Genomic DNA, 13094 nt, shown 5'->3' with positions numbered 1-13094 from the left:
TTTTATTCTGTTACTTTCTTGATTGTAGCCCAAAGAATAGCTGTATCGAAGGTGATTTGCACTGCACCGTCATAGTCGCTCGCATAGCTTGCCACACTGCCACCTGCACTTGTAGTATCTTCCCACCAGCCGCATCCGGTCGCATCGCCCCAATAGCGGAGAACATATCCCCAGTCGGACACACGGGCTGCATAGTATTGGCGCGTACTTGAATAACTGCCGATTTGGTGCAAGGTAGAAGTATAACGATATCCATTGCGCGCCATCTCTGTAGCAGGCGTACCCCAATCGGCAAAATCACTGAAGCCACAGCCGGACACGGTGAGCGATCCTGTATAGGTTGTCGCTGAAGGTTCCAGTTTCCACATGCTATAAGTATGTGCCTGTAAATCAATCCAAACACCATAATAGCCTGACTCAGCAACCGTAACAGGCACCACATAACCATTGTTATTCATCAGTTTTGAATTAACGTAAGGACTTACACCGAAAAGGTCACCGTCCATCGTCTTCTCCGCCGTAAAGTAGATTTGGAAGTTCGCCTTGTCTGCATAAATTTTTCCTTCATATTGGTACTCTCCCTTGCGGGTCATCGGTGCATAGTAGCCGTCGAGGTAGTCGTCAGCTTTCTCGGAAGCATTAACCACCCACATTACAGGGTAATCTTCGAATGGATCTTCCTCCTCTGCTAGCATAACAACAACCGTAGTAGTGACAACAGTTTCATTGCCTCCGGCATCCGTTATAGTCAAAGTGACAGGAAATTCTCCCGTAGTAAAATCAACAGTACGTCTCAATTCTCCATTACGCCCGGTTACTTTTACCGTCTCATCTATTTGCATACTGGGGATTTGAAGACGAATATCTTTCAACTCGCGGTCATCGGTGAACTTCACATTCAGATTCCAACTTCCTTTATTTGCGGCTGCATCGAAATCTACTGCTATCCGCGACGGAAGTTGGGTTTGCATAATCGGACTCTCCATATCAGCTACATAAGTCAGCAGCACATTTTTCTTGCTTTCCCGACCGTCTACGTCACGGATAGTAATCAATAAATATTCTTCAAAACTAGCGTTTTTCGGTACAATGAGCCGATAATCATAATTAAAGACTTTGGGCTTCTGCCCGCCCAGTTCATATACTTTATGAATCCCCCATTGTTCACAACTTAACGTGACGCTTTCCAATCCTACATAATTAGATGCGGTTCCTGATACCAAAACGGTGTCACCGGGAAACGTCTCTATCTCATCACTCATTACATAAAGACCGGGAGCCACATCTTCCTTATCATCATCGCAACCGACAACAAAATATATAAGTGCCAGCAACAAACTGATTTTTCCGAATCTACTTAAAATATTCTTCATGGTATCTTCCTTTTAGTTGTTATATTTGAATGCATCCAATACTTCCAATCTATTTCCTTCATAACCAAACAAGGTGGTATTGCTTACATAATTCTTGGCACCCAGTTCCCATCCCATGCCTTCCACTTCGATAAAGATAGGATCCCAATAAAGAAAACCAAGTATGCGGCAGTCTTTCGCTTGCTTTATTTCTTTTATTTGTTCAAGCATGAAGTTTTTCTGTCCAAGCGGGGAAAAATCCAAATACGGCCCGTTGTCCGACAGTTGCCCCTGAGTTCCGTCAGGCAAAGTCTTGTCCCAGCTATATCCAGTTTCCATAATTAAAATATCCTTATCAAATTTAGCTGTGATATAATCCGCCCATTCACGCATTTGTGCTGCCGTATTTTTCGTCCAGAAAGGATAATAAGAAGTACCGATTATATCATATTTCGTATTTCTTTTTTTCAGTTCACCATAATACCAGTTATACAAGTCTTTATCTCCGGCACCTGCCGAGTGAATAATGACCTTTGAATCCGGTGATACAGCTTTCACCGCATCATAACCTGTATTGAATAGTTCGGAAAGCTGCGCAAAATTGTCACAACTTCCATCCGGATATAACATGCCGGCTTGTACTTCATTACCCAACGAGACAAATTCGGGAGTCGTCCCCTGTGCTTTCATCTTATTCATGAAATCAAAGGTAAAATCGTAGAGTGCTTTTTTCAGTCCATCAAAGTCGAGCCCTTCCCATTCATGCGGTTTGTTCTGGTCTTCTCCATTTGTCCAGTAATCACTATAATGGAAAGTCAACTGTATCTGCATACCGGCTTGTTTGGCTCTTTTTGCCAGCCGCAAAACATCTTCCGGGCCTGAAATGCCTGCGGGCAAACGGTTGGAAGGAGAATAGTCCGGATTTCCCGGGTCATTGTACAGACGGAGACGGACAATATTGAAACCATTATTCTTCAAGATTTCGATGCAGTCCTTTTCTTCTCCGTTTTCATAGAATCTGCCACCCATCTGCTCTACGTAAGTCAGTTGTGAGATATCACCGCCTTTCAGCAGATTATATTCCTTCTCTGTTTTCTTCAAACGCAGCCCGTCAAAGCGGCTCCAGTTTGCTTCAGCCGATTCGCTATGGATTTCAATATCACATTTACCGCCTTCCACTTTTATCCCGCGCACATAGGAGCGAATCCAGGTAGAAGGAGATGCTTGTAATGAAGTCATTTTCTTAGTATCGGTGCCTGCTGCTACATAACAAGACGTTTGTCCTCCGGTACTCTTATAATAAAATTCAAGGTCATAAATACCATCTTCCAAACCGCTGACAGTTTGACAGGTGGATACCGTATATGACGAAGCTGCTCCATAATGTAAAGCATAGTTGCCTTCACATCCCCCTTGCACTACTTTTGCGGCAGAATAGTCCCCGCTTACTGTCCAGCCTTTAGGAGAAGCTGTTTCGGCAGCGTCTTCTTCAAAACTTCCGTTAGGCACTTTCACCACTGTAACAGCAGGTTCGGGGTTAGCGACTGCTACCGGGTCGTCCGAACAAGCAGCCGTACTGCACACAATGGAAAAGCTAATTGCAATAAAGCCTGTAATTTTCATGATTAAACTGTTTTTAATATTTCTCATGTCATTGCTATTTAAGGTTTATATAAAAAGGAGCTTGTGACGATGCTTAAAATTAAACATCGCCACTAAGTTGTCCTACCCTATCAGGCTTCTGAAAGCCTGAATACCCTGATGATTAATATCCAATCTTTCTACCTCACTTAATAACCGGACGGATTTCTCCTTCTGATCCAGTCCCCAATATCCTAATGCCATCATATATTTGCAGTGAATTACGTTCCTTATCGTCAAGTCATCCTCCCAAATCAACAAGTCGGGTAGCGACACTGCAAAATAATCCATTTTAATCTTGTCAAACAAATGTTTTTCTCCATAAGAAGTCAATTTATGAAAGCGGCCGTTAGCCTCATCCATGCGCCCGAGTTTCAATAACGCCAGACCTTGATAGAATATTTTATCAGGTTTCGCATCATTGTAGTACATGGCGGCAGCCGGTTCGGTAGGTCCGATGATTGCCTGTTCCCAACATTCCACAGCCTTGTCATGTTGTCCCAATCCTTCGTAAGCACAACCCAGGAAGTAATAAAAATCATTCTCCTGTGCACCATACAATTTGCCTTCACCAAGATGATGCGGATATTCCAGACATTCTTCCAATAATGATATTGCTTCTTTATTCTCACCGGCAGTTAATGCTTTCTTTGCCAATTCCACACGAGCCAGTTGATATTGGGCAGGCACTTTTCCTTCGCCACCCTCCCAGGGATGGAAGTTATGTGCATCCAATACCGTTTTCGCCTTTTCGTACTCTCCTGTCTGATTCAACAAGGTGATTTCTTCCAGTATCAGGTCATCACGCTGCTTAATAAGTTCAGGATATTGTTGCAGGAAAGCTAGGCGCTCTTTGTGCGAACGACGGACACGCTTGTAAAGTTGATCGAGTTCCATCAAGATACGTGCATCGGTTGTGTCAAGGCGGAAAGCACGTTCCATACATTCGATGGCTTTCGCTTCCTCATTTTTCTTGTTGAAGAATGCCAAAGCCAGGTTACGCCATACGGTCGGAAAGCTACCGTCCAGTCTTGCGGAAGTTTCCCATGCTTCCATAGCCAGGTCGTACTGGCGCTTGTCGTAATACAGATTACCCAAATAGTAAGGAGCTCTTGCATCGTCCGGATTCTGTACCATGGCACATTGCAAGGCAAGAATTGCTTCCAAACGGTTGGGAAAACAGTAGTCGGGGCAAGCTTTGACTACATCGGCAAACGCCTGTTTCACTCCGGAGAGTCCCCCCTGGTGCAGACACCAGCCCAGATAATAGTAAGTCATTGGTGTAACAATACCTTCGGCAATGGCTATATTCCATAAGGAAGCAGCTTCCTGCCAACAACCTGCGGCACAATAGTCAAGAGCTATTTCATCATAGTTGTGAGGTTCTCCACGCATCATCTCTTTCATGACAGACAATTCGTCGACTACGTTCGTTATCAGATACTTCTCATAACGACAACCAAAGTTGAATTTATCAATAGCCAATGAGTCTTCAATCAGTTGCAGGGCTTCTTCGGTTCTGCCCATCCGGCGGAGAATAGCAGTTTTCAGAGCGCGGGCTTTATGATTATGCCAGTTGCGGATAAGCGAACGGTCTATTTCGTCTAAGGCATCTTCCAAACGACTTTGCATGGTAGAAATCTGCGCGCAGGCAAAGTATCCCGCATCCTGCCAGGCGGCATTCCAACAAGATTTATAGAAACGGTCGTAAGCCTCATTGTATCGTCTCTGGTATTTCAAGGCAAGACCGAGATTATAGATCGGTTCTCCGTCGTATGGATTCGGATTACGTTTCTGTAAGGTCTTTACGGCTGTAAGCAAGTATTGCTCCGCTTTATGGAAACGGCCTTTACGGATATACCACAGACCAAGCGCATTGTTATTACGCACATCAATCGGATCACGGCGCAATGCTTCTTCGTAGTATTCTACGGGATTGTATGTGGCATGTCTGTACTGTTCCAAGTGTAAGCCGGTCAGATAAAGCTGTTCAGTAGTCTTTATTTCTTCCGGGAGCAGGGCTGCTTCAGCAGCGTCGGGAATAGGTTTCACTTCTTCCGGTTCTGCATGCCAATAAAGTAATTCCCTTCCGTTTGCCGTGATTTCAAGAATCAGTTTGTCGAGCTTCTCACCATTCACATTTACCGTTTCATCCAGCAATTCTTCCGGAGTGATAGTCACTTCCTTGCTATAATATATTTTCCCGTCTTCACCTTTCAAGACAACATTTACCGTTTGGCACGAAGTAGCAAATATCTTGAAGCGAACGCTGTCCTCCCCTTCCGGTTCAATATTCATCAGCAAATCTCTGCTGGCATTCTTCACCACTCCCAATTCCCGGTAAGGCAGGAAATATTGAACGAAGCTCTTTTCTTCGTAAGGTTGGAGCCAGGTAAAGTCCGGTTGATTTTCGGTATAGACACCTGCCATCAGTTCAATGTACGGCCCGTCTTCGTCTGTCAGGTTGCGGTCCCATGCGCGGCCAAAGTCGCCGTTTCCCCACGTCCACTGTTTCTTGCCCGGAGAAATGTGGTGGTTCGCTACATGAAGCATGCCGGCACGAGTATCATTCTCATATCCACCCTCAAAGTTAAAGCGGGAGTTGACAGCCATATAGGAAGTAGGAACCTTGATATTCTTATAGTTCGAGATATCTACTCCGGCAGAATAATCCATCTTGTAGTAAGTACCCGTTGCGATGGGGAAACTGGATACGGCACGCTTTCCATGGTCGAAAACGGCATTGATATCGGGCGGGAATACGCTCTGATAGTAGTCGTTCACCGCTACGGCAGGGTTTGCCCACCACAGGAAGGTCTGCGGTACTTCAGTACGGTTGTAAAGTACTCCCTTGATTTCAAGAAAAGCATGTCCCGGACGAAGCGTAAAACCTGCCATTCCTTTCTGATGAAACATACGTTCCATTTCATTCACCCATACCGTGACACTTCCGTCAGCATTTTCCTCAATAGTCGTATCTACAGGCATGTAGGTGCTGGGGCGGTGATGTTGAGGCCAGTTAAACTCAATGCCGCCTGAAATCCACGGTCCGGCAAGCCCTACCAAAGCAGGCTTTATCACATGATTATAATAAATGAAATGACGTTCTCTAATTTTATCATAAGCCATCTGTACACGTCCGCCCAGTTCGGGCAGAATCATGACCTTAATGTATTCGTTTTCGATAAAAATAGCATTGTATTCCTTATCCACTTTCTCATCAGACATCGATTCAATCACAGGATAAGGATAGACCACCCCGCTACTGCCTTGATATACGCGTTTCTCCAAGAATATTGGATTCTTCTCCGGTTTGCCTACTTCATAAGTAGGTATAACCACCTTTTCTTTCCATGCCTTTACCATCGTATTATTGATTATAAATTTGTTTTTGTATTCGTTGACAAAGAGATCAAGAGACAAAGAGGATCAGGGACAGGGAGATTTTACATTCTCCCTGCCTGATTGATGATGTTATCCAATACCTATTTACTTACTTGTTAATTTGCCAACCTGTTGTTTTTTTATTTGATTAAATCCTTTTCCAATGCTTCCAGTGATTTGCCTTTCGTTTCGGGCAACGCACGGAAGAAGAGCAAATAGCCGACAGCACAAATGACTGCATAAATCCAGAATGTACCACTGCTTCCCAAGAAATTATTCAGTAACGGGAAAGTGTATGTCAGCGTGAAACTACCTACCCACAAAGCAAATGTACAGGTTGCCATTGCAACGGCACGCACCCGGTTCGGGAAGATTTCGGCAAGCAGCACCCAAGTGATAGGCCCCAGGGACATTGCATAGCAAGCGATAGCCAGCACAACAAGTACCACCATAAAGAATCCGCTTACCTCGAAGAAATAGCAAGTGCCGAGAATGAGATAAATGCCAGCCAGCCCTCCGGCACCAAAAAGCATCAGAGCGCGACGTCCCAAGCGTTCGACTGTATAGATAGCCACAAAAGTAAAAACTACATTCGCCACACCTGTCACCACAATATTAAAGAGAACATCTCCCAACGAATACCCTGCAGACTGGAATATCTCCTGCGCATAATTGAAGATTACATTCGTACCGCACCATTGCTGGAATACAGCCACAATAATGCCTAAAACAAGTACCTTGCGGAACGGACGGCTAAACAATAACCGCAATCCTCCTTCCGACTTCGAAGAACCGGTTTCTTCCACCAAGCGAAGTTCCTGATCGGCATAATCATCACCACCTATTTTACTAAGCACATTCCATGCTTTCTCTTCTTTTCCTTTCATCGCCAGCCAGCGGGGACTTTCGGGGATGAAACATGCCAACAACAAGAATATCGCAGCAGGGAAGGCAGCCGCCCAAAACATCCATCGCCATCCCATCTGCCCGTTCCATGAAGCACAAATATCCACAGGAGAAAAGTCTGCAGGAATAGGTTCTGCAATCAGCCAGTTAGTGATTTGAGCGCCCAGGATACCGAGTACAATCGTCAATTGATTCAGCGAAACGAGTTTTCCCCTAATTGACGTAGGAGCTACTTCGGCAATATACATGGGAGAAAGTCCCGAAGCAATTCCGATTCCGATGCCACCTAAAAAACGGGCTGCCAAAAACCAACTAAATGCGGAAAACGCTCCGGTAGCATAAGCTGAAGACAAGAATATGAAAGCAGAAATTATCAGGAGAGGCTTACGTCCATAACGGTCTGCCATCATGCCTGCCACCATAGCGCCAATCAAACAACCGAGCAAAGCCACGCTCATGGCAAGTCCCTGCATGGCGGGTACATCGGCAATATCGAAATAGAGTTCATAGAAAGGCTTCGCTCCCCCTATCACCACCCAGTCGTAGCCAAAGAGAAGTCCGCCCATCGCAGAGACTAAACATATAAAATAGACAAACTTTTTATTATAACTTTTCATACCATTAGAAGATTGATTAATTGATACTGCAAAGATAGAGCATGTCAAGAGCATAAAAAATAGAATTTCATTCGATAAAGATGGACAATCTTATTTTTTGCAGTTTATTTGATAGATAAGATACATTGTTATATATTTGCGCAGAACAGTCGAATCATATACTATGAGATTATGGTAAAGTTGAAAGATGGATTTACCGGAGAAAGAGCTTTAGTGCTTCCCCGCATTATCGTTGACAAAATGGAAGAAGACCCTCTTACCTCCATGCTACACATTACTGACATCGGATATTATCCGAAAGCCAAGCATCACTTCCGGGAACGGAAAGAGCCTATCAACCAGTATGTATTCATCTATTGCATAGACGGGGCCGGATGGTATCGCATCGGCAATCAGGAATATACCGTATCCGCCAACCAGTATTTTATCCTCCCTGCAGGAGTTCCCCATGCCTATGCTTCCGACAAATCGTATCCATGGACTATTTACTGGATACACTTTAAAGGTATTCTCGCTCCCTTTTACGCTCAAGAGGCAAGCCGCCCAATGGATATCCAACCTGAATCGCATTCACGCATCAGTACACGAATCAATTTATTTGAAGAGATATTCAATACTTTGAAGAATGGTTATAGTAATGAGAACCTGCGTTATGCATTCTCTATGTTTCATTTTTATTTGGGAACATTGCGATATATACAACAATTTCGCAATGCAACTGCAAATAATGATGCAGCAGAAGATGAAAATGTAAGCGAACTGGCTATTCATTATATGAAAGAGAATATGGAAAAGCATCTTAGCCTACAAGATATAGCCGATCAGATCGGATATTCTCCTTCCCACTTCTCCCTGTTGTTCAAAAAGAAAACAGGCCATAGTCCTTTGACCTATTTCAACTTATTAAAGATACAGCAATCCTGCCAGCTACTCGACACTACTGATATGAAAATTAATCAGATATGCTATAAAATAGGTATAGAAGATACCTATTATTTCTCCCGGTTATTCAGCAAAATCATGGGGATGTCTCCACGTGAGTATCGTAAATCGAAAAAAGGATAACAAAGATTGAAAAAATAGCACACAACTATATAAATAAAAAGAGACTATGTTTTCTACAACATTGTCTCTTTTATTATTTTTCTAAATTTTAAATTAACCTCCTTATCTTTGTTCCATAAAGAAATAGACAAAGCAAAATTCTTATTTCAAAACGCCATAAATCACCAATAATCAATTTATATGAAATCCCAGTTCCGGACGTTCCTTTAAATATGTTATTAAATCCCGCCCCACCGAAAGCTTAATCGGACGGGAAATCAAATCAATTGACATGTGGCTTACATCGGCATCATCCGTCACTTTAAAATACAATTCCGTATTTCCCGGATGTTCCTTAGTCAGAGTGGCAAGTTCAGTAACCAAAGCCGAGTTCAAGACCGACAGAGGAATGATAATCGTGATCTTCTGCACCAGTTCTTCTTTCACATCGGGAAGAAGCTCCATAGAGGTGATTTTCACTTCCAATTCATCCTGCCGCCATTGTTTGGCTTGACAGCGAGCCTTGATATACAAGAACGTTCCTTCATTGAGATATCCCTGATAAGTCACCCAGTCGTTTCCCCAGAATGGAATCTCGGTAGAACCGGAATAGTCCTCAATCTTGGCAATACCATACGGATTTCCGTTCTTGCTAACTCCACGACGAACACTGGTCACAATTCCTCCCATCGTTATTTCACGACCAACAAGTGCAGCTTTATCTTCCAAATCCGCCATCCGTGTATTGCAGACATGTTCCAATACGATAGAAAATTCATCCAACGGATGAGCAGAAAGATAGATACCGACCAAATCACGCTCACGATTCAGACGATCAAGATCACTCCAACGTTCTACACCTTGAGGAATTTCAGGAGTTGCAACATCAATAACGTTTTCACCACCGAACAAAGAATTGACAGCAGCTGCCTTATCTGCCTGATAGCGGTTACCATAACGCATCAATGTTTCCAGAAATACCTCACCTTTAGAATTTACAGCAAAATATTGTTCCCGTTTCAGTTCAGGAAAACTATCAAACCCTCCGGCTAATGCCAGACATTCCATATTCTTTTTGTTGCAGGCATTCAGGTTGACACGTTGCACAAAGTCGAATATACCGAGAAAAGGACCATTCTTACGCCGTTCCTCCATTATGCTTTGTACAGCAGCTTCACCTACACCTTTGACAGCACCAAGTCCGAAACGAATATCACCGTCATGGTTTACGGTAAACTTCAGGTTACTTTCATTCACATCCGGTCCCAGCGTCTGAATACCCATTGCTTTACATTCGTCCATCAGTTTCGTGATATCAGTAATGTTCGACAAGCTTCGGCTCATCACAGCAGCCATATATTCAGGAGGGTAATTGGCTTTCAGATAGGCTGTTTGGTAAGCCACCCACGAATAACAAGTAGCATGTGATTTATTGAAAGCATAAGACGCGAATTTTTCCCAGTCTGTCCAAATCTTCTCAAGCACTTTCGGGTCATGTCCATTCTTTCGTCCGCCTTCAATAAACTTAGGTTTCATGTGATCCAACTTGTCACGCAACTTCTTACCCATGGCCTTACGGAGTGCATCAGACTCACCACGAGTAAAGTCTGCCAATAAACGTGACAGAAGCATCACCTGTTCCTGATAGACCGTAATCCCATACGTATCCTTCAAGTACTTTTCCATTACAGGAATATCATACTCAATCGGCTTGCGTCCATGTTTACGATCAATAAAATCAGGGATATAATCCATCGGTCCCGGACGATAAAGGGCATTCATGGCAATCAAATCTTCGAATGTAGAAGGCTGCAATTCGCGCAGGTACTTCTGCATACCAGCAGATTCAAACTGGAATGTACCAATCGTACGTCCGTCACTATATAATTTATAAGTAGCCGGATCAGAAATATCTATCGCATCGACATCCACTTCAACATTACGACTTAAACGGATATTTTCAACAGCTTCTTTGATGATAGACAAAGTTTTCAGACCGAGGAAGTCCATCTTAATCAACCCAGTATCTTCAATCACCGAGCCTTCATACTGGGTAACAAGCATCTTTTCGCCCGTTTCCTTATCATCAGCAGTGCTGACAGGTACCCAGTCAGTAATATCATCACGGCAAATAATCGTACCGCAAGCATGTACACCTGTACCACGCACGTTGCCTTCAAGCATTTTGGCATACTTGATCGTATCCCGCAATAGAGGATCAGATGACGCTTCCGCTGCTTGCAATTCGGGAACATAAGCAATGGCATTCGGCAAATTAAGTTTCTTGTCAGGAATCTTGTCAGGAACCAGTTTACACAAACGATCGGATTCTGACAAAGGTAGCTTTTGTACACGCGCGACATCCTTGATAGCCATCTTTGTCGCCATAGTACCATACGTAATAATATGAGCAACTTTTTCCTGACCATATTTATTTGTCACCCAACGAAGTACCTCACCACGACCGTCATCATCAAAGTCCACATCAATATCGGGCAAGGAAATACGGTCTGGATTCAAGAAACGTTCAAACAGCAAATCATATTGGATAGGGTCTATCTTCGTAATACCCAAACAATAAGCCACTGCTGAACCTGCTGCCGAACCACGTCCCGGACCCACCGACACACCCAGTTCCTTACGTGCCGCATTGATAAAGTCCTGTACAATCAAGAAGTATCCGGGGAAACCCATCGTTTTCATGATGTACAATTCGAAGTTCATTCGTTCTTTGACTTCTTCCGTTAGAGGTTCACCATAAATTCTTTTAGCTCCGTCAAAAGCCAGTTTTGCCAAATAATCTCCTTCAAGTTTTATACGATAAAGTTTATCATAACCACCCAAGCGTTTAATTTTTGCTTTCGCATCCTCTTCACTTAATACCACATTACCATGTTCATCTTGAGTAAACTCGTCGAACAAGTCTTTTTCTGTAAACTTCTCCCGATACCCCTCCTCTGTTCCGAAATCTTCGGGAATGGCGAAAGTCGGCATAATAGGCGCATGGTCGATGGAGTAGTATTCTACCTTATCAAGAATCTCCAGTGTATTGCTCAATGCTTCGGGCACGTCGGCAAAGAGTTCGTTCATCTCTTCGCGTGTCTTCATCCATTCCTGTTTGGTATAAAGCATACGGGTAGGATCATCCAAATCCTTACCGGTACTCAAACAGATCAAACGGTCGTGCGCTTCCGCATTCTCTTCGTCTACAAAGTGAACGTCATTCGTACAAATCAGTTTGACATTGAATTTCTTAGCATACTCTATCAAATGTTTGTTCACATTCACCTGCAACGGATAACACTCATGATTGGCACGGGGAACAGTCGCTTTATGGCGTTGTAACTCCAGATAGTAGTCATCGCCAAACAAGTTCTTATACCATTGTATTGCTTCCTCCGCTTCGGCAAATTGCCCGGCAGTAATCCGCTTCGGCACCTCACCACCGAGACAGGCTGAACAAATAATAAGTCCTTCGTGATATTTTTCGAGTTCGCTACGGTCAGTACGCGGACGCATATAATAACCGCGCGTCCACGCGTGCGATACTAATTTAATAAGGTTGTGATAACCAGTTTCATTCTTAGCCAATACGATCAGGTGATAACCACTCTGGTCGGGCTTGCCTTCTTTCAGGTCCATGGTACGGCGTGCCACATACATTTCACAACCGATGATCGGTTTGAATAGTTTGTTTTCCGCTTCCACGATCTTAGCTTTGCAAGCAGCAATCTCCGCCTCTTTATCCTCGCACTCTATCGTGCCGGCCTCAATTCCTGCAATTCGCTTCTTCAGGTCCTTGACTTCACCTTTCGGACCGCTGTTCTTCTTATTGACGTAGTTCGTAAATTCCTTGATACCGAACATATTTCCATGATCGGTCACGGCTATACCCTTCATCCCATTCTTCATAGCTTTATCAACCAGACGAGCTACGCTAGCCTGACCATCCAACAAAGAATATTGAGTATGGACATGTAAATGAACGAAATCCTGCATAATGATAAGTAGTTAATTTGAAGGCATAAAATTACTACCTCCCGGGTTATAAACAAAAATAATCCTCAAAAAGTTATCAACATTCGCATTTCTATGCTCATTTACTTGCTGAATTTTTAAATTAAGTATATTTTTGCAGACAATATCATTA

The 13094-nt window shown here is 43.5% G+C and carries 6 protein-coding genes; 1 reads left to right on the top strand and 5 read right to left on the bottom strand.

From position 1 onward, the window contains the following. Positions 1-2: 2 nt before the first annotated feature. The 4 genes from HMPREF9010_RS08070 to HMPREF9010_RS08085 form a co-directional block, all read right to left on the bottom strand. On the bottom strand, positions 3-1373 hold the full coding sequence (locus tag HMPREF9010_RS08070; protein WP_008650094.1) for a hypothetical protein: 1371 nt from the start codon (positions 1371-1373) through the stop codon (positions 3-5). 12 nt (positions 1374-1385) lie between these two features. Beyond that, positions 1386-3002, bottom strand: coding sequence for an arabinogalactan endo-beta-1,4-galactanase (locus HMPREF9010_RS08075; protein WP_008650093.1), 1617 nt, complete (start codon positions 3000-3002; stop codon positions 1386-1388). Positions 3003-3077: 75 nt separating this feature from the next. Next, the gene (locus HMPREF9010_RS08080) at positions 3078-6359 is read right to left on the bottom strand and encodes a DUF5107 domain-containing protein (protein ID WP_008650092.1); all 3282 of its coding nucleotides are present in this window, start codon (positions 6357-6359) and stop codon (positions 3078-3080) included. A gap of 158 nt (positions 6360-6517) precedes the next feature. After that, on the bottom strand, positions 6518-7900 hold the full coding sequence (locus HMPREF9010_RS08085) for a sugar porter family MFS transporter (protein WP_008650091.1): 1383 nt from the start codon (positions 7898-7900) through the stop codon (positions 6518-6520). A 171-nt stretch (positions 7901-8071) separates the two neighbouring features. Here HMPREF9010_RS08085 and HMPREF9010_RS08090 point away from each other — a divergent pair, with 171 nt between their 5' ends. Next, entirely contained in the window at positions 8072-8965 is an 894-nt protein-coding gene (locus HMPREF9010_RS08090) for an AraC family transcriptional regulator (RefSeq protein ID WP_004306566.1), read from the top strand. Positions 8966-9136: 171 nt separating this feature from the next. Here HMPREF9010_RS08090 and dnaE read toward each other — a convergent pair whose 3' ends face one another. Beyond that, the gene (gene dnaE / locus HMPREF9010_RS08095) at positions 9137-12943 is read right to left on the bottom strand and encodes a DNA polymerase III subunit alpha (RefSeq protein ID WP_008650090.1); all 3807 of its coding nucleotides are present in this window, start codon (positions 12941-12943) and stop codon (positions 9137-9139) included. Positions 12944-13094: the final 151 nt, after the last annotated feature.

This window comes from Bacteroides sp. 3_1_23, from assembly GCF_000162555.1.
Classification (GTDB): domain Bacteria; phylum Bacteroidota; class Bacteroidia; order Bacteroidales; family Bacteroidaceae; genus Bacteroides; species Bacteroides ovatus.
This window is presented reverse-complemented; position numbering and strand designations above follow the sequence as displayed.